This is a genomic window from Poseidonocella sedimentorum (assembly GCF_900116005.1).
Taxonomy (GTDB): domain Bacteria; phylum Pseudomonadota; class Alphaproteobacteria; order Rhodobacterales; family Rhodobacteraceae; genus Poseidonocella; species Poseidonocella sedimentorum.
Genome location: NZ_FOYI01000010.1, coordinates 64,632 through 81,744 on the forward strand (window position 1 = coordinate 64,632; position 17,113 = coordinate 81,744).

The 17,113-nt window shown below is 67.0% G+C and carries 17 protein-coding genes; 9 read left to right on the forward strand and 8 right to left on the reverse strand.

Features of this window, described 5'->3' with window-relative positions:
- Positions 1–65: 65 nt before the first annotated feature.
- Together BM353_RS13190 and BM353_RS13195 are read right to left on the reverse strand one after the other, a co-directional pair.
- Entirely contained in the window at positions 66–1,151 is a 1,086-nt protein-coding gene (locus BM353_RS13190; protein WP_092081657.1) for a tricarboxylate transporter, read from the reverse strand.
- 162 nt (positions 1,152–1,313) lie between these two features.
- Positions 1,314–2,384 (reverse strand): AbrB family transcriptional regulator, encoded by a 1,071-nt coding sequence (locus BM353_RS13195; protein WP_092081658.1) that lies wholly within the window; start codon positions 2,382–2,384, stop codon positions 1,314–1,316.
- Positions 2,385–2,412: 28 nt separating this feature from the next.
- On the opposite strand from BM353_RS13195, the gene BM353_RS13200 reads away from it, so the two are divergent.
- From BM353_RS13200 to BM353_RS13215, 4 genes are read left to right on the forward strand one after another with little or no spacing between them, the layout of a single operon-like run.
- Positions 2,413–3,114 carry a GntR family transcriptional regulator gene (locus tag BM353_RS13200; protein ID WP_092081660.1) on the forward strand — a complete coding sequence of 234 codons (702 nt, stop codon included), beginning with the start codon at positions 2,413–2,415 and terminating at the stop codon, positions 3,112–3,114.
- On the forward strand, positions 3,111–4,520 hold the full coding sequence (gene tcuA / locus BM353_RS13205) for an FAD-dependent tricarballylate dehydrogenase TcuA (RefSeq protein ID WP_092081662.1): 1,410 nt from the start codon (positions 3,111–3,113) through the stop codon (positions 4,518–4,520). The genes BM353_RS13200 and tcuA overlap by 4 nt, the downstream gene beginning before the upstream one ends.
- Complete coding sequence (tcuB, locus tag BM353_RS13210; RefSeq protein ID WP_092081664.1) at positions 4,510–5,622, forward strand: tricarballylate utilization 4Fe-4S protein TcuB; 1,113 nt, start codon at positions 4,510–4,512, stop codon at positions 5,620–5,622. Before tcuA ends, tcuB begins: the two co-directional genes overlap by 11 nt.
- Positions 5,615–6,466, forward strand: a complete 852-nt coding sequence (locus tag BM353_RS13215; RefSeq protein WP_092081666.1) for an isocitrate lyase/PEP mutase family protein — start codon at positions 5,615–5,617, stop codon at positions 6,464–6,466. The genes tcuB and BM353_RS13215 overlap by 8 nt, the downstream gene beginning before the upstream one ends.
- 7 nt (positions 6,467–6,473) lie before the next feature.
- Here the strand turns inward: BM353_RS13215 and BM353_RS13220 are convergent, their stop codons facing one another.
- Together BM353_RS13220 and BM353_RS13225 are read right to left on the reverse strand one after the other, a co-directional pair.
- Positions 6,474–7,142, reverse strand: coding sequence for an ABC transporter ATP-binding protein (locus BM353_RS13220; RefSeq protein WP_092081668.1), 669 nt, complete (start codon positions 7,140–7,142; stop codon positions 6,474–6,476).
- A gap of 3 nt (positions 7,143–7,145) precedes the next feature.
- Positions 7,146–8,516, reverse strand: a complete 1,371-nt coding sequence (locus tag BM353_RS13225) for a KpsE/RkpR family capsule polysaccharide export protein (RefSeq protein ID WP_177220553.1) — start codon at positions 8,514–8,516, stop codon at positions 7,146–7,148.
- 70 nt (positions 8,517–8,586) lie between these two features.
- Here BM353_RS13225 and BM353_RS13230 point away from each other — a divergent pair, with 70 nt between their 5' ends.
- Entirely contained in the window at positions 8,587–9,408 is an 822-nt protein-coding gene (locus BM353_RS13230; RefSeq protein WP_092081670.1) for an ABC transporter permease, read from the forward strand.
- A 54-nt stretch (positions 9,409–9,462) separates the two neighbouring features.
- Here BM353_RS13230 and BM353_RS13235 read toward each other — a convergent pair whose 3' ends face one another.
- A complete protein-coding gene (locus BM353_RS13235) occupies positions 9,463–10,332 on the reverse strand; it encodes an N-acetylneuraminate synthase family protein (protein WP_245759651.1) in 870 nt (289 codons plus the stop codon).
- A 152-nt stretch (positions 10,333–10,484) separates the two neighbouring features.
- On the opposite strand from BM353_RS13235, the gene BM353_RS13240 reads away from it, so the two are divergent.
- A complete protein-coding gene (locus BM353_RS13240; protein WP_245759652.1) occupies positions 10,485–11,261 on the forward strand; it encodes a glycosyltransferase family 2 protein in 777 nt (258 codons plus the stop codon).
- Here BM353_RS13240 and BM353_RS13245 read toward each other — a convergent pair whose 3' ends face one another.
- From BM353_RS13245 to BM353_RS13255, 3 genes are read right to left on the reverse strand one after another with little or no spacing between them, the layout of a single operon-like run.
- Positions 11,262–12,371 (reverse strand): AGE family epimerase/isomerase, encoded by a 1,110-nt coding sequence (locus tag BM353_RS13245; protein ID WP_092081674.1) that lies wholly within the window; start codon positions 12,369–12,371, stop codon positions 11,262–11,264. It lies immediately after the preceding gene.
- Between the two features lie 27 nt (positions 12,372–12,398).
- Positions 12,399–13,208: a hypothetical protein gene (locus tag BM353_RS13250; protein ID WP_092081676.1), complete on the reverse strand. Its 810-nt coding sequence runs from the start codon at positions 13,206–13,208 to the stop codon at positions 12,399–12,401.
- The gene (locus tag BM353_RS13255) at positions 13,205–14,398 is read right to left on the reverse strand and encodes an acylneuraminate cytidylyltransferase (RefSeq protein WP_092081678.1); all 1,194 of its coding nucleotides are present in this window, start codon (positions 14,396–14,398) and stop codon (positions 13,205–13,207) included. The genes BM353_RS13250 and BM353_RS13255 overlap by 4 nt, the downstream gene beginning before the upstream one ends.
- A gap of 115 nt (positions 14,399–14,513) precedes the next feature.
- Here BM353_RS13255 and BM353_RS16670 point away from each other — a divergent pair, with 115 nt between their 5' ends.
- The 3 genes from BM353_RS16670 to BM353_RS13265 all read left to right on the forward strand — a co-directional run bounded on the left by BM353_RS16670 (position 14,514) and on the right by BM353_RS13265 (position 17,107).
- On the forward strand, positions 14,514–14,753 hold the full coding sequence (locus tag BM353_RS16670; RefSeq protein ID WP_143104162.1) for a hypothetical protein: 240 nt from the start codon (positions 14,514–14,516) through the stop codon (positions 14,751–14,753).
- Positions 14,750–15,817 carry a DUF6716 putative glycosyltransferase gene (locus BM353_RS13260; protein ID WP_092081680.1) on the forward strand — a complete coding sequence of 356 codons (1,068 nt, stop codon included), beginning with the start codon at positions 14,750–14,752 and terminating at the stop codon, positions 15,815–15,817. The genes BM353_RS16670 and BM353_RS13260 overlap by 4 nt, the downstream gene beginning before the upstream one ends.
- A 132-nt stretch (positions 15,818–15,949) precedes the next feature.
- Complete coding sequence (locus BM353_RS13265) at positions 15,950–17,107, forward strand: tetratricopeptide repeat protein (protein WP_092081682.1); 1,158 nt, start codon at positions 15,950–15,952, stop codon at positions 17,105–17,107.
- Positions 17,108–17,113 lie beyond the last annotated feature (6 nt).

Sequence of the window (17,113 nt, forward strand, 5' to 3'; positions counted from 1 at the left end):
CGGGTCTTGGGGCCGTGGATCGCCCGGCGCGGTGGGGCGCCGGGCGGGTGGTCAGGTCGGCAGGGTCACTCGATGGTGATGCCGTAGTCTTCGGCCAGCCAGTCGAGCACGAATTTCTTGGCCTCCGGAGAGATCGCCGTAGCCTGCTTGGTGGCCTCGACCGCCGGTGCGCCAACGAGCTGCGGGTAGACGCCAAGCTGCACTTCCGCGCGTTCGGCGAAATCGGGCGCGCTCACCACTTCCTTGGCGGCGGCGACATAGGCATCATAGACTTCGGCTGACGCCGATTGCGGCAGGAAGATCGTCTTCTGGTTGGCAAAGCCGGCCACGAAGAAGGCTTTCCACGCGTCCCACGCGGTGCCCTCGGTCTCGCAGCCCTCGGTCGCCTCGCAGACTTCCTTGAAGCTCGGCAGATCCGGGAAGGTCGGATCGCGCACGATCACGCCATCCTCATTCAACGAGCCCCAGGAGAAGATCGGCACCGCGAGCCCCTGTTCCACCAGCGGCGTCACATTGGCGAGATAGGCCGAGGAGGTCTGGTAGTCGATGTTGGCTTCGCCGCGCTCGAACATCAGCCGCCCGTCGCCGCGCCCCTTGACGCCAAAGACCGGATCGACCTGAAGGCCGAGCATCTTGAAGGCCAGAAGCGGCACGAGGTCGAGCGTCGTCGCGCCCTGGCTGCCGTAGAGGTAGAACTCCTCCTTGAGGTCATCCATGTCGCCGTCGTAACGCTCCGCCAGATCGGGCGGCAGGTAGACCACGCCGCCGGTGGCCGAGGCCACGACCGGCTGCCAGTCGGCATATTCATAGCGCACGCGCGGATCGCCGAGCAGATAGGGGAACTTGGTCGAGCCGCTGTCGCCGAAGATCAGCATGCCGTCGCCTTCGTCCTGCTGGCCCTGGAACCAGTTGGCGCCTTCGGTCGAGCCCGCGCCGGGGCGATAGCGCACGACCATGGTCGGCGATCCGGGCAGTGCCTCGCTCAGGAGCGGCGCATAGAAGTTGGCCCATTTCGCCGATCCGCCCGATTCCGAGAAGGGGATCACATATTCGATGGTCTCGCCGGCGAAATCCTGAGCGCCTACAGCTTGCGCCGAAACACTGGCAAAGACCCCTGCCGCAGCAGCGGCAGCGATGGACTTGAGTTGCACGGTATATCCTCCCTTTGGTCCGTACTGCGGCGGAGCCGCATCCGTCAGGCTTCGGGCGCTCCCATGCGCCTTTGCCGTCGCGGAAGAATGGCGGGGAGGAGCGGATAAATCAAATGCATATTATGAATATCTTGCATTCATTTCCTTCACTCAACTTGAGGGTCAGCGCGGGGGCTTGGCGCGCAGGCCAAGCAGCGCCGCGGCAAGGGGCGCGCCGAGGATCACCAGCGTCAGCCGGAGCAGGTGGTGCACCACCACGAAGCCCAGATCGGCCCCCGCGATGATCGCCAGCACGGTCATCTCCGCCTGCCCGCCCGGCGCGAAGGACAGGAACCCTTCGAGCGGCGCGGCGAGCCCGAGCTGGACCACGATCTCGGTCACGATGAAGGCGAGCACGGCGAGGATGAGGACAAAGACCATCCCGGAAAACACGACCTTGCGCAGCTCCTGCAGCGTGACGCCGACGTAGCCCACGCCGATCCCGATGCCGATGAAGAACTGCGCCGCGAGGATCGCTTCGCGCGGGGGGCGGTGCTCGATCAGCCCGCTGAGCGAGAGCGCCGCCGTGACGATCATCGGCCCGAGGATCGCCGCGCCAAAGAGCCCGACGCGCGCCGCAAGGCGCCAGCCGCCGATCGCCGCGACGGCCATCAGGGCAAGCTCGGTCAGGGGCAGGTCAGACGCCGGGGCGCCGATGGGTTCGGAAAGCGGGCTCTCGAACACATAGATCAGAACGGCCGGCACAATGGTCACGATCACCAGCACGCGCGTCGCGTGGATCAGCGAGAGCGCGCGCACGTCTGCCCCGGCTTCCTGACCGAAGAGCACCATGTCCTGCAACCCGCCGGGCATCGCCGCGTAGTAGGCCGTCGGCAGATCGAAGCCGCAGACCTTGTGGAAATAGGGCACGCCGATGAGCCCGATGGCGCCGATGTAGAGCGGCACGAAGGCCACCGATCCCGCCATCTGCGGCACCTGGTGCAGCACTTCGACGGTGATCGAGGCGCCCACGGCAACCCCGAGGATCGTCCGCGCCGCGCTGGAAATCGGGGGCGCCCCGCGCAAGGGCGCGCCAAGCAGAGCGGCGGCGAGACAGGCGAACATCGGCCCGAAGAGAAACGGAAGCGGCAGGTCGAGCAGGGCAAAGACCCCGGCGCCCACAGCGGCGAGGAGCAAGGTGCCCGCGCGCAAGAGCCAGGCGGTGAGGATCGGAGAATCGAAGACTTGACGCATTTGTATCCACGTGTATACGACGGGACGCATGAGGAAAAGCGAAAATCCCACGCCTCCCGGAGACCCCGCCCCAAGCGCGGGCCTGCAGGGCCAGAGCGTCTATGCCCGGCTCTGCGACGAAATCCGGTCCGGCGCGCTTGCGCCCGGCGCACGCCTCTTGGAGACGGACATCGCCGCGCGGTTGCAGACCAGCCGCACGCCCGTGCGCGAGGCGATCCGGCGGCTGGAGGCCGAGGGGCTCGTCGATCACCAGCCGCGCACCGGCGCGATTGTCCGGGTTCTGGATTATTCTGAGATCATGGAGCTTTACGAGATGCGCACCGTGCTGGAAGGCACGGCCGCGCGTCTTGCGGCGCGGGCGGCCTCACCGATGGAAATCGAAGAGCTGAAGTCGATCCATCAAGAGATGATCCGGAGCCCGGGCGACAGCGCCGGGCAGGTCCTGCTCAACCGTCAGTTTCACACCCGCCTGCTGGAGGCCGCGCGCAATCGCTTCCTGCTCCGCGCGGCGGTGTCGGTGGAAAAGACGTTGCTGATCCTCGGGCCTTCGGCGATGGAATTCCCCGAACGCATGCGCGAGGCCTTCGCCGAACACGGCGCCGTCATCGAGGCGCTTGAGGCCCGCGACGGGGCGGGCGCGGAGCTTGCCATGCGGCGCCACATGGAAAACGCCCAGCTCGCGCGGCTTCGGATGCTGCGCCACGCCACGCCAGAGGAGGCCGCCCCATGAGCGAAGCCGATGCCGCAACCCTGACCGGCGAGGTCTGGGACGTGGTCGTGGTGGGCGGCGGCAATGCCGCGCTCTGCGCCGCGATCGAGGCCGCCGAGACAGGCGCGCGGGTGCTGATCCTCGAAGGCGCGCCGCGCGACTATCGCGGCGGCAATTCGCGCCACACCCGCAATTTCCGCTGCATGCACCACGGGGCGCTTGGGCCCCTCGTCGAGACCTATGACGAGGAGGAATTCTGGGCCGACCTGCTGCGCGTGACCAAGGGCGAGACCGACGAGGCGCTCGCCCGCCACGCGATCCGGACCTCCGAGACCTGTCTGCCGTGGATGCAAGCGCATGGGGTGCGGTTCCAAAAATCGCTCTCGGGCACGCTCTCGCTCGACCGCACCAACGCCTTCTTCCTCGGCGGCGGCAAGGCGCTCGTGAACGCCTACTACCTGACCGCCGGCGATCTCGGCGTGACGGTCGCCTATGAGGCCACGGTGCGCCATGTGGGCATCGAGGGCGCGCGGGCGACCCATGTGGAGGTCGACTATCAGGGTGAGCGGCTGACGGTCCAGGGTCGCGCTTTAGTGCTGGCGGCGGGCGGGTTTCAGTCCGATCTGGACTGGCTCGCGCGGGCCTGGGGCCCGGCGGCGAAGAACTTCCTCATCCGCGGCACGCCGTACAACCGCGGGGTCGTCCTGAAAGACATGCTCGACCACGGGGCCGAAACCGTGGGCGATCCGACACAGTGCCACGCGGTCGCCATCGACGGGCGGGCGCCGAAATACGATGGCGGGATCGTCACCCGGCTCGACTGCGTGCCCTTCTCCATCGTGGTGAACAAGGACGGCCAGCGGTTTTACGACGAGGGCGAGGACGTCTGGCCCAAGCGCTACGCGATCTGGGGCCGGCTGGTCGCGGCCCAACCCGATCAGGTCGGCTATTCGATCATCGACGCGCGCTCGATCGACCTCTTCATGCCCTCGGTCTACCCGCCAGTGACGGCCGACACGATCCCCGCGCTGGCCGAAAAACTCGGGCTGCCGGTGGAGGCGGTGGAGCAAACGGTCGCCACGTTCAACGCCGCCTGCCGCGCCGGCGAGTTTCACCCGCAACAGCTCGACGGGCTGGCGACCGAGGGCCTCGATCCGCCCAAGACCAACTGGGCCCGGCCCATCGCCGAGCCGCCGTTCTACGCCTATGCGCTGCGCCCCGGCGTGACCTTCACCTATCTCGGGTTGAAGGTCGACCAAACGGCCCGCGCCACCGGCCCCGAGGGGCCATATGACAATATCTGGAGCGCCGGGGAGATGATGGCCGGCTCGATCCTCGGGCAGGGCTACCTTGCCGGGTTCGGGATGACCATCGGCACCGTTTTCGGCCGTATCGCGGGTCAGGAGGCCGCCGCCCATGTCGCTTGACGTCAGCCTGCAAACCGATCCCGGCGTGATCGCCACGGACCCGGTGGAGGAAGCCCGCCGCCAGGTGGAGATCTGCAACGCCTGCCGCTACTGCGAGGGGTTCTGCGCCGTCTTCCCGGCGATCACCCGCGACAAGGTCTTCGCGGATGGGGACATCACCCAGTTCGCCAATCTGTGCCACAATTGCCGGGGCTGCTACTACGCCTGCCAGTACACCGCGCCGCATGAGTTCGAGCTCAACCTGCCGCGCGCGCTCGCCTCGGCGCGGGCCGAGAGCTGGGAGCGGCTGGCCTGGCCCGGTGGGCTGGCGCGGTTGTTTCAGTCCCGCGGGGATGCGCTCGCAGCGGCGCTGATCGCCGGATTTGCCCTGCTCTTTGCCGTCATCGCCGCGCTGCCCGGCGAGGGCGAGGGGTTTTATGCCTACCTCGGCCACGGCGCGATGGTGGCGATCTTTGCGCCCGCCTTCCTGCTGCCGCTGGCCGCGCTCGGGGTCTCGCTGCGCCGCTACTGGCGTGAAGTGGGCGGCGGTCGGTTGGCCCTGCCCGACTGGCGCGAGGCGCTGCTCGCCGCGGGGCGCATGCGCAACCTCAATGGCGGTCAGGGCCAGGGCTGCAACTTCGAAAAAGCCGAGCGCTTTTCCGACGCCCGCCGCCATGTGCATCAGGCCGTGCTCTACGGCTTCCTGCTCTGCTTCGCCTCCACCTCCTCGGGCACGGTGCTGCACTACCTCTTCGGCATGGAAGCGCCCTACGGGGTCTTCTCGCTGCCCAAGCTTCTCGGGGTGCCGGGCGGCATCCTTCTCGTCGTAGGCTGCGCCGGGATGCTTGCACTCAAGGCCAAGGCCGATCCCGCGCTCGGCACGCCGGGGCGCAGTTCGGGCGAGCGGGCCTTCATCTGGCTTCTCGGCTTCGTCGGCCTCTCGGGCCTCCTGCTCTACGCGGTGCGCGGCACCGGGCTGACCGGCCCGCTGCTGGCGTTGCACCTCGGCTCGGTCCTGACCTTCTTCCTGCTGACGCCCTATTCGAAAATGGCGCACGGGTTCTACCGCATGACGGCGCTTCTGCGCGAGGCGCAGGACAAGCGGGAGCGGGCAGGTGGCTGATCCCCTGAGCCCCACCAAGGCCCGTGCCACCCTGCGCGCCATCCTCGCGGGCGAGAGTTGCGCCCGCCCCGCCTCCGTGTTCGATGCGCTGAGCATGCGCGCCGCGGGCGCACTCGGGTTTCCACTGGCGATGCTGGGCGGGTCGGTCGCGGCGCTGGCGGTGCTCGGCGCGCCGGATCACCAGCTTCTGAGCCTCGACGAATTCGCCGGGCTCTGCCGCCGCATCACGCGGGGCGGCCCCCTGCCCCTCCTCGTCGATGCCGACCACGGTTTCGGCAATGCGCTCAACGCGCGCCGCTGCGTGGAGGAGCTGGAGGTTGCCGGCGTTGCCGGGATGACGCTGGAGGACACCGACCTGCCCGCGCCCTTTGGCGCAACGGGCCCGCGCCTCATCCCGCTGGCGGAGGCCGAGGCCAAGCTCCGCGCCGCGCTCGACGCCCGGTCCGACCCGGGATTCGTCATCGTGGCGCGCACCAACGCGAGGCTGCAATCGACCGAGGCGCTGATCGCCCGCGCGAGGGCCTTCGGCGCGGCAGGGGCCGATGCGCTCTTCATCTCCGCCTCCCCCGATCCCGAGACCCTCGCGCAGGCGGGTGAGGCTGCCGGCTTGCCGCTGATCATCCCCCAGCCACGCTGGCTCACGCCCCAGACCGACCTTGCCGCCCTCGGCGCGCGCATCTGCCTCACCCCGCACAGCACATTGCCCGCCGCGCTCGATGCCGCGTGGGACAGCCTCGCCGCGAGCCCGGGCGCGCAAAACCGGGACAAACCGGAGGCGATGATCGAAACGCTCTCTGACAGGGAGGAATGGGCCCGCCGCATGGCGCGGTTTCTCGAACGCTAGCCGCCGCTCAGCCCTTGCCCTTGTCTTCCATGTTCGAGACATGCAGCGCGATCGCGTCCTCGACATTGTCGAAATACTCAAGCTGCCCGTCTTCGATCACGCAGCCGGCCTGACAGAGCCGACGAACCTCCTTGAGCGAATGGGTCACCACCACCGCGCTTGAATGGCGCATCCGGTCCATGAAGACTTCGGCGCTCTTGCGGCGAAACGCGGAATCGCCGACCGAGGTCACCTCATCCACGAGGTAGGTGTCGAAATGGATGCCCATCGACACGCCAAAGGCCAGGCGCGATTTCATCCCCGAGGAATAGCTCCGCACCGGCATGTGCAGGTGCTTGCCGAGACCGGCGAACCCGGTGACAAAGCGCAGCAGCTCTTCGGTATCGACCCCATAGATGCGCGCCACGAAACGCGTGTTCTGGGCGCCGGTGAGATCCCTGTGAAACGACCCCCCGAACCCCACCGGGTAGGAGATCGTCCCTTCGCTCACGACCTCGCCGCTGTCGGGCGACATGTTGCCGGAGATGATCTGCAGGAGCGTGGTCTTGCCCGCCCCGTTGCGCCCCATCAGGGCCACCGCCTTGCCGGCCGGAACCACCAGGTTCACATCCCGCAGGATGTATTTGCGCCCGCTCGGTGTCCAGAAACTCTTGGTCAGATTGCGCAGCGCGATCATGGCTCAGCGACGATCACGCAAGGAATAATAGATCAGGCACAGGATCGCCCAGCCCGCCACGAGGAACAAACACGCGAGGCCGAAGATCATCGTCCGCCGCGGGAATTCGGGCGTCTGGGCGAGGGTCGGCTGCACGAAGGCGGCGAGATAGCGCGACTGGCGCTGCGCGCTGGCGCGGGAGGTCTCGAAGTTGGTCAGCGCGCCGGTGTAGCGGGTCTCGGCAAACTCGCGCTCGACCGTCAGCGCCTCGAACTCGGCCACCACCGTCGCATAGTCGCGCGTGGCGACCGTCGCGTCCACGCCCCCGGCGGTGCCGGTGCCGAACTTCTCGCGTTCCTCGGCGATGCGGCGGCGGATGACATCGATCCTGAGCCGCGCCTGCGACAGCCTCGGATCGCCGTCGCGGGCCGAGTTGCTCAGCAAATCGAAGTTGATCAGCTCCTCGCCGAGCTGCTGCTGGAGACTGGCGAGAAGCCCCATCTGAAGCTGGATATCCGCCTGGACATCGACGATCTGGTTGCGCGAGCGGAAGGTGGTGATCGCCTGCCGCGCGGCCTTGAGCTCGATCTCGGCCTGCGCCAGCTCCTCGCGCGCATAGCGCATCGCGTCCTCGCGGGCGATGGCGGACAAATCGTTGATCATGCGCGAACTTTCGCGAAAGATCAGCTCCGCGATCAGCTTGGCGTCCTCGGGGGTGAAGGCGAGCGTCTTGACCTCGATCAGCCCCGTGCCGGAGGTGTAGGAGACCCGGACCATCCGTTGCCAGAACGCCAGAAGCTGCTCGACGCTGGCCTCCGGCGCCAGGCTGAAGATCGGGTCGGTCTCGTGATGCCGCGAGTAGACCCGGCGCAGATCCAGCTCGGCATCGACGATCTCAAGCAACTCCCGCGACAGGATGAACTTGTAGAGAATATCGCTGTCGGACGACGCGGCAGTGGACAGGTTGGAGAACCCGCCGAGGATATCGACCGCCGATGGCGTCTCCTCCCGCCGCACCGTGAAGCCGATGTCGGAGGCGAACTGATCCGCCGTGCGCTCGGACAAGTACCAATAGGTCGCGTAGGTCGGGCAGAGCACCAGAAGGACAAAGCTCACGAGCAGTCCCCAGTGCCGGCGGCGCGCGCGGACGGGCGCGACGGTGGGCTGGACCCGGGGCGCCATCCCACCGGCTTCAGAGACTCTTTCGGCGGCCTGTTCGGCGGCGCGCCGGGCCTTGGCTTCGGCCTTGGCGGCCCGGGCGGCAACGCGCTTGGCCTTGGCCGCTTCGGCGTCATCGGACGGTGCAGCGACAGGCCCCTTGCCGCCATCTGCGGGATCTTGCCGCGAGGCGGCTCCGCCAGTCTCTTCAGGGGACCTGGGGCGATCTTCTGCCAAGAGTGTGTTCCAAACGCGCTGGTTTTCGTGCTTTATGTCATGGACATAGCATAGGTCTCAGCCCTCCGAAATGGTACAGTCCATCCCGCCCTCGCCCGCGCTGCGGCCCGCCACCGGCCGCCGGACCCTGCGGTTTCGCTCGATGCGGACGATCTTCGCGCTGATCCTGCGGGAAATGACCACATCCTACGGCCGGACGCCGGGGGGGTATCTCTGGGCGGTGCTGGAGCCGATTGCGGTGATCGCGATCCTCTCGGTCGCATTCTCACTGCTGCTGCGCGCCCCGTCCTTGGGCACGAGCTTCATCCTGTTCTATGCCTCCGCCGTCCTGCCGCTTCGGTTTTTCCTGATCATTCAAAGCTCGATCGCCGGCGCGATCAATTTCAACCGCGGTCTGATGGCCTATCCCCGGGTGACGGTGTTCGACTCCGTCTTCGCGCGCGGGATCCTGGCCTTGCTCACGCAGATCATGGTCAACGCGATCGTGCTGTGGGGCATCTTCCAGTTCGAGGATATCCGAGAAATCATCGACCCCGGTCCGATCCTTCTGGCCTATGCCTGCAGCCTCTGGCTCGCCTTCGGCGTGGGCATGTTACACGCCTACCTGACCTATGCCTTTCAGCTCTACGCGCGGGTCTGGAACGTATCGAGCCGGCCGCTGCTGCTGCTCTCGGGGGTGTTCTATACTTTCGAAGACCTGCCGCAAATCGCCAGAGACATCTTCTGGTACAACCCGATGATCCATATCACGGGCCTGTCGCGGTCCGGATATTTCGCCTCGTACCATCCCGAGTACATATCGCTGAGCTATGTCTTCGTCTTCGGGCTCATTCCGATGTTCTTCGGGGCCCTGATCCTGCGCCGGTTCGGCAAGGATGCGATCTATCTCTGAGGGGCCGTCCGGCCTCGGCGCGCGCGGGCGCCGAGGTCGCGGGATCGGCGGCGCTTAGCTGGCGATCTGGGCGCCGTGGCGGGACTCGACCCATTTGAGCTTGTCGCGCTGGACCTGCTCGACCGGGAGAATGTCCTGCCCCTTGTGCGCCAGCGCGGCGTCCACATGCCGCAGATCGCGGCACAGGCGGCGCAGCCCGTCCGGCTCAAGCGAGGCGGCGTGATCCGTGCCCTTCCAGGTCCGGTCCAGGGTGAAGTGGCGCTCGATATGGGTGAAGCGGCCCTTGCCATCGGCCTCCATCGCGCGGCCCACGGCCATCGCGGCGACATCGGCGGCGATCCCCAGATGGTGGCCCGAAAAGCCGATACCCTTCACCGTGGCGCCGAACTTTTCCATCAGGGTGCGGATTTCGAACAGGCAGATATCCTCGAAGGCGACCGGGTAGCCCGAGGTGCAGGAATAGACCACGAGGTCTTTCGCCCGCCCGCGCTCGGCATAGAAATTGACCAGATCGACGATCTCCTGCCCGGTGGACATGCCGGTCGAGACGTGGATCTCACCGCCATAATTCTCGCACAGGTAGCCCTGCAGGTCGTAGTGCTGGTTGGTGGCCGACGGGATCTTGAGCAGCGGCGGGTTCAACGAAGCCATTTCCCGGGCCGAGGTCAGATCCCAGACCGACGTGGAATAGGCGATGCCGTTTTCCTCGCAGCAGGCGATCAGGTCCTTGTGCTGGTCCACGTCGAATTCGAGAAACTCGCGGTGCGCGCCATAGGTGTCGCCATATGAATTGGCCGGGACCGGGTGGGGCGTGTTGTATTCTTCCGGCGTCAGAAGCTCCTTGTTGTGGCGCTTCTGGAACTTCGCGACATCGGCCTTGCAGACATGCGCGGCAACACGGATGAGCTCTTTCGCGATCTCCATGTCACCTTTGTGGTTGCACCCTATTTCTGCGATGACTTGCACGGGGGTGGACTTCGTAATCATCAAATGAACCTCTTAAGAGATAATCGGCAGGTGGCCCGGTGACCGCGTTCCATGCCGTCCTAGACCGTAGATCAGGGGGAAGTCAAACCGTGACAAAGGCCGCTCCGTTCTCCGCGGAAGATCGCCAAGGGGAAAGCGCGCTGGTTTCCGTGATCATGCCGGCGTGGTGCGCGGCGCCGTGGCTGGAAAGAGCGGTGCTTTCGGTGCGCAATCAAACGCGTACCGACTGGGAGCTGTTCATCGTCGATGACGCCTCGACCGATGACACCGCCGCAATCGCCACCCGGCTGGCGCGCGACGACCCGCGCATCCGCCTGCTGGCGCAGCCCCGGCGCAGTGGCGCCGCGCAGGCCCGCAACCGCGCGATCTCGCAGGCTGCCGGACGGTACATCGCCTTTCTCGACGCCGATGACTGCTGGCTGCCCGAGAAGCTGGAGACGCAGATCGCGTTCATGGAACGGGTCGGCGCGGGGCTGAGCTATACCGGGTTCTGGCGCGCGCGCGGCGAAAAGCGGCGCGAGGTGGCCGTGCCGGAGAGCGTGGATCATGCGGCGCTGCTGCGCGGGAACATCATCGGCTGCCTCACCGCGGTCTATGACCGCGAGCGCCTTGGCACGCGGCTGATGCCGGATCTGCCCTTGCGGCAGGACTATGCGCTCTGGCTGGAGATTCTGCGCGAATTGCCCCGCGCGCATGGCCTGACCACACCGCTCGCCGTCCATCACGCAACGCCCGGATCGCTGTCGTCGCGCCGGCTCAGAGCGGCGGCGGCAACATGGCAGGTTTACCGCCGTGAGGGGCTGGGGCGCGGCGCGGCGAGCCTGTGTCTCGGGCGCCACCTGCTGCGGCGACTGGCCCGGGGCTGATCAGCCGGATCGCTCGGCGATGTAGTGCTGAAACGCCATGAAAAGATGGTAGAATGTCGACGCTGGCATCCGATCCGACAGCAGCGCCCGGTCGCTGACGCGCCGGCTATCGTACCAGCCGCCCGGCACCTCCACGTCGACATAATCGGCCCAAAGCGCGGCGAGAATGGCCTCCGGCAGCTCCGCGTCTTCCGCCGCCAGCGCGCCCCGCGCCCGCAAGCTCACCGCCGCCTTGAGAAACTCGGTCTGCGGCCAGCAGCGGCGGGCCTCCGAAAGCGGCATCGCGGTGTCGGGCAGCGCCGTGCCCGCCGCATCCGCACTGCCCCGCGCGGCCTCGAAGACCTTGCGCAGATCGACCCCGCAGGATGTGCCCGACACCTTCTCCCACTGATCCAGAAGATAGACCCATTCAACCATATGCCCCGGCTCGACGGCCTGTTCGGTCAGATCCACCGGGCGCCAGTCGAGGTCGAAATATTCGAACACCCGCCCGTCTGGTTGCAGGAAGACATCTCTGAAAAGGCCAAGCGATTTATCGGCCATCGCGGCGAATCGCGCCTCCCCGGTCGCGCGCCAAAGCGCCGTTGTCGCCTCGAACATGTGCATGTGCGGATTCTGGCGGCGCCGGGCGCCTGCGGGCGCGGCGGCCTGCGCTGCGTCTTCGTACCAGCCGCGCGGCGCGTCGAGCCGGGCCAGCTCCGCCTCGAGTCGCGCCAGATCGGCAGAAATCTCCGCTCCCGCCTCGATGAGCGCCGAGGCCGCGAGCAGCGTGAAGGCCATGTCGTAAAGATCATGCGGCGCCGAAAGGACCGACAGATCCGGGTGCGTCGTGGCCACCAGATTGCCGGTCTCGGGGTCAAACCCGTGATCCACCGAAAACCGGAAAAGCTGGAGCGCGAGCGCGCGGTGGGCGGGCAGATCCGACTGGGCGAAGCAATAGGCCTGCCGCGTCTGAACACGCATACGGCGGGCCATGTCGACACAAGGCGCGCCGGCGTGATCAAGCGCGGTCCAACAGGTCCCGGTCGCTGCGTCGATGCCCACCCCGGTCCAGAGCGGCAGCGCCTTGCCGGTGATCCAGGTCGACAGATGGTCGGGGCTGAGGGGCATCGAGTGTCTCCTAAAGGCAAATGTGTTTCAGGCGCGGGTCACGCTCCGCAGCCGTCGAAAAAGACGCAACATGGAAATCGGATAGGCGCCGACACGGCCGACCCAATCGGCGGGGGCCTGACGCAGTTGGCGTTGAAACGCGGGGCCGGAGCGCACCGGAGCGGCGGGAAGATGCGCGCGCAGGACGGAGCTTTCGCAGGCAACGCCGAGGCTCAGATCATCGCGCGCGGCGAGGGCGGTGAGGATCTCGATGTCCAGCGAAGGATCGTGCAGATGCGGCTCCGGCCCGGGCTGCGACAGGCTCGCGGCCATCAGCGCGCGGTAGTTCCGGCCCGGGGCATAGATGTAACGGCGCGCGCCGGAATGGAGGTCAAACCCCGCCATGACGATCCGCCGCGCCCCCGCGCCATGCGCCGCGATGACCGCCAGCGTGCCGGTGGTCGGCTTGCGGCCATAGCGCGCGCAGATCTGCTCCACCATCCGCTCCACATGGGCATCGCGATAGGCGAAGGGGCGGAACTGTCGCGCAAACCGGCGCCGGCCCGCCGCGACGACCCGCGGGTTCCGGCCGGTCCAGGCGCCGATGTCGTAGTCGCGCCCGTGGCGCCAGAGGGTCTCGAACATGAAGGGCGCCACGCGCGGATCGCCCGACATCACCGCAAGATCGACCCGCAGCCCGAGATAGCATTCCGGCTCGAAGAAGAAATTGTTGGTCCGCACCACCGCGTCGCTGGCCAGAACCCGGCCCGGGGTGAGCCGCGCCAGCGACGGGCCATTCCCCGCCACCACCACCACGCGATCGGCGTCAAAGAGGGCAGGGCAGGAACTCCCGGTCACTCGCGGATCCGCAGCAAGGCATCGCACAGATGCCGCAAGGCGCCGCGCCCGCCCGGCTGTGGCAGCACCCAATCGGCCATGGCGAGAATTTCGGGGTGGCTATCCGACGGGCACACCGACAGGCCCGCCCGCTCCAGCGCCGCAAGATCATTCAGATCGTTGCCGATATATGCCAAATTCGCCCACCCTAGCTGTCGTTCCGCGAGCCAGTCTTCCAAGGCGGCGACCTTGTCGTCAACCGCATGTTGCACCTCGATGCGCAGCTTTTCGGCCCGGCGCAGGACCACGGGGTTGCGCTCCTTGGAGAGGATCATCAGCGCCACATCGCCCCGATCGCGCAGCATCGAGAGCCCCATCCCGTCCCCGCGCGAGGTGGTCACGCTTTCCCGGCCATCCTGATCGGTGTGAACGAGGTTGTCGGTGTGGACCCCGTCAAAATCCATCACCAGCGCGCGGACCTTTTCGAGCCGCTCAGGCCCAGGGTCGCTGGCGTGGCTGCTATTGGCGATGAGCGCGCAAAGCTCGAGATCCTGCACGCTGTCTATCTCCAGCGGCGGATGGTCCACCGGGCACAGGGCGACAGGGCCGCAAAACCGCTGGCCGGTCTTCTCGAAGGCCGCCACATCCACGCAGTAGAACGCGCCGTTCTCGCCATAGGCGGGCGGCAGATCCTGCCGGCGCTGCCGCTGGCGCGTCTCGTCATGGTTGGTCCCGCGTCCGAACCCCGCGTCATCCCGATGCCACAGGAACGTGTGGTTGGGCGTCACCGAAAGCGCGCAGCTCGCGTCCTGTTCGGCCATCTGCGCCAGCGCCCGGTCGATATCGTCGCCCGTTGTGAAGGGCGAGGTGCATTGCAGGAACACGAGCCGCCCGACGTCCGGCAGATCGGCGCGCAGCTCGCTCAGGGCATGCAGCCAGCCTGATTCGGAGGTCGCGCTGTCGCCGGACAGCTCCTCCGGCCGGGCGATCACCCGCGCACCAAAAGCCCGCGCCTCGGCCGCGATTCCGGGGCTGTCGGTCGAGACGTAGGTCGCGGCCACGCCCCTGGCCGCCACCCCGGCCCGCACCGCGCGCGCCACCAGCGACAGCCCGCCCACCTTCCGCAGATTCTTGCCGGGCACCCCCTTGGAGCCCCCGCGCGCAAGGATGACACAGGCCGTTGAACCGGCCGGGGACAAGGTAGAGGTCATTGCAATCAGGTCCCGGCCCAACCGGTGCGAAGGTGCATCCCGTTTCGTTTACAAAGCAGAACCTTGCGTGTAAACAACCCCGATCCCCGCAGTTGTTCCGAAGTCGATTTCCGCGATGTTGTCTCGCCTCAAACAGACTGCCGCCGTCAAGGCCTTGTATCGTTCGCGAAATCGTCCCGTGATTGGTGCGCCGGCTCGCGCGGTGATGCACATTCTCAAGCTCGAATGGCTGCAGATCGATCACCTGCGCCGCGCGAACCGCCGCCACAACGCCGCGCAAAGGGACGTCTTGCGCGCCTTCAACGCCGAGACGCGCCGGCGCGCCGCGGGCAATTCGGGCCAGAGCGGGCGATGAGCGCGCCCGTTGTCATACCCTTCAGCGACGACAGCACCCTGTTTTTCGCCCAACGCATGCGCGCGCTCTTGCGCGATGTCCCGAACGCGCCGCCGGTGGCGCTCTGGCACTATCTTCCCGAAGACGCGCTCTCAATGCGCCAGTTCAAGGCGATCTTGCCGCAGGGCCCGGATCGGCGCGCGGTGGAGGAGGATCTCGCCGGGCTTTTTCTGCGCGATGATATCGCGGGCGTGGTGACGAACCGGCTCTACCGCCCTCTGAGCGACGCGTTGCAGGATCCGTCGCTGCGCGCGCGGGCCGGGCGCCCGAGAGTGGTGGCTTTCGAGGGCGGGCTGGAGTTCTTCCCCAAGCGCGCCTACCTGCGCCGCCGATTTGCCGATAGCGTTTTTCTCGTCCCGCGCGGCGCGGCGGAAGACTTCGAGACCGTCATGGAAACCTCCAACCTCAAGACCCGGCCCGGCGTGCTCGGCTTCGGCCATCCGGCCTTCCTGCATCCCGGCGCGGCGCTGAGCACGCAGCGGGGCGATCCGGGCGGAGACATCTGGTTCTTTGCCCAGGCGCTGTCGCCGTCGACACGGCGCGGCAGGCTGCATATCGTGAAGGTTCTCGCCGCGTTGGCGCGGCGCCATCCGGAGCGCAGCGTCTGGATCAAGCTGCGCCATCTGCCGGACGAAAATCAGCGCCACCTGCACCGCGAGCGCTATGACTATCCGAGCCTGATGGCCCGCCTCCCCGATCCGCCACCAAACCTGCGGACCATCGTGTGCGCGATGGACGAGGCGCTCGCGCGCACCGGGATCGGGATCACCTGCACCTCGACCGCCGCCGCCGATCTGGTCAGCAACGGCCGGCCCTGCATGATCCATCTCGATACGGTGGATTGCTACCGCGACCCGCTCGTCGCCCCGATGCGCCGGCTGTTCGGGGCGAGCGGGCTGATCGCGCCCCTTGCCGACGTGCTGTCGCTGTCGGTGCAGCCGCCCGACCCGGACTGGGCGCGCGATTTCTTTTGCCCCCCCGACCTCGGGGAACGGGTTTTGGCGCAGCTCGCCGCGCGCCCTTGACGGCATCGCCGGCGGAACCGGACACGCCGCAGTTGCATCACCCTAGGGATTGTTTATGACCAAAGGGGGGAAATCAGGACCGTCGCGGTGCGAGCAGCGCCATAACAAAAGCACAGATCAGGTGGTGCATGCATGGACGAAACGTTTCTGGTAAAACCGGCGGACAAGCCCTCCGACCGGGTGGCGATTGCCTTCAGCTCCTTGAACGCCAACGGCTTCAGTTTTTACAACATGTTCGAAAAATATTCGGACAGCCTGCACCGGATCTATATCCGCGACCCCTATGACCAGTGGTACGACCGTGGCATCTCCGAGACGGTGACCGATTGGACCGGGGTCTCGCAGTTGGTGCAAAAGGCCGTGGCGGATCTCGGCGCATCGCAAAGTCTGACCTTCGGCGCGTCAATGGGGGGCTACGCCGCGATCCGCATGGCGCGGGAGATGGATGCCTCCGCCTGCCTTGCGATGTCTCCGCAGACGCTGCTGGACCGCCGCCTGCCCCACACCCCGCGAGAGCCTGTCTCGGACGCGAACCGCGATCTGGCGATGATGCTGGGGAGCTGGCGGCCGAGCAATGCCACGGTCTTCTTCGGCGCGGCGGATTTCGTCGATATCTACAACGTGCTGCGCGTGCCCTGGCAGGGCGCGAACCTGTTGCCCGTCGCGGATCAGGACCACCTCGTCTCGCAGTTCCTCCTGACCAAAAAAATCATGCTCTCGCTGGTGCAGAGCTTTGCCGAAACCGGGACGGTGCCCGCGCGCGCGCGGCTCGAAATGCGGGGCGTCTCGCTCGATACGCGCTGTTTCGATACGGTGCAGAGCGCGCTGATCACCCGCGTCGTCGAAGGCTACTACCTCGACGCGCCCTGGGACGTGCTGACGCAGCTCAACGCGCTCAAGGCGCTTGGAAGCTGGGCCGATGGCTACCAGATCGAAGGGCGCATCCGCTCGAAACTCGGTGAGCATGACGCAGCCGTCGCCGCCGCGAAGGAAGCCGTCCGGCTGGCCCCGAAATCCGTCACGATATCGGATGCCTTTGCCGATATTCTCGACCGTGCCGGCCAGACCGACGCCGCCATCAGCGCCTATCGCCGCAGCCTGAGCCTGCGCAAGAAGCACTACGGCGCCCTGTGCCGTCTGGGCGAATTGCTCTGGACCTCGGGCGAAACCGACGAAGCGCTGGACATGTTGCGCCAGGCGGTTGAAATACGGCCCCGTCTGGAACGGGCCTTTACGATCGCCAGCCGATTGGGGATAGACCGAACGCGCTTCACCGCGGCCTCGACTTGACCTGAC

Bases quoted from the DNA above. Each gene is read 5' to 3' on its own strand.
- BM353_RS13195 (WP_092081658.1), bottom strand. From the start codon at position 2,384: ATGCGTCAAGTCTTCGATTCTCCGATCCTCACCGCCTGGCTCTTGCGC.
- BM353_RS13200 (WP_092081660.1), top strand. From the start codon at position 2,413: ATGAGGAAAAGCGAAAATCCCACGCCTCCCGGAGACCCCGCCCCAAGC.
- tcuA (WP_092081662.1), top strand. From the start codon at position 3,111: ATGAGCGAAGCCGATGCCGCAACCCTGACCGGCGAGGTCTGGGACGTG.
- tcuB (WP_092081664.1), top strand. From the start codon at position 4,510: ATGTCGCTTGACGTCAGCCTGCAAACCGATCCCGGCGTGATCGCCACG.
- BM353_RS13220 (WP_092081668.1), bottom strand. From the start codon at position 7,142: ATGATCGCGCTGCGCAATCTGACCAAGAGTTTCTGGACACCGAGCGGG.
- BM353_RS13230 (WP_092081670.1), top strand. From the start codon at position 8,587: ATGGTACAGTCCATCCCGCCCTCGCCCGCGCTGCGGCCCGCCACCGGC.
- BM353_RS13235 (WP_245759651.1), bottom strand. From the start codon at position 10,332: ATGGAGATCGCGAAAGAGCTCATCCGTGTTGCCGCGCATGTCTGCAAG.
- BM353_RS13245 (WP_092081674.1), bottom strand. From the start codon at position 12,371: ATGCCCCTCAGCCCCGACCATCTGTCGACCTGGATCACCGGCAAGGCG.
- BM353_RS13255 (WP_092081678.1), bottom strand. From the start codon at position 14,398: ATGACCTCTACCTTGTCCCCGGCCGGTTCAACGGCCTGTGTCATCCTT.
- BM353_RS16670 (WP_143104162.1), top strand. From the start codon at position 14,514: ATGTTGTCTCGCCTCAAACAGACTGCCGCCGTCAAGGCCTTGTATCGT.
- BM353_RS13260 (WP_092081680.1), top strand. From the start codon at position 14,750: ATGAGCGCGCCCGTTGTCATACCCTTCAGCGACGACAGCACCCTGTTT.
- BM353_RS13265 (WP_092081682.1), top strand. From the start codon at position 15,950: ATGGACGAAACGTTTCTGGTAAAACCGGCGGACAAGCCCTCCGACCGG.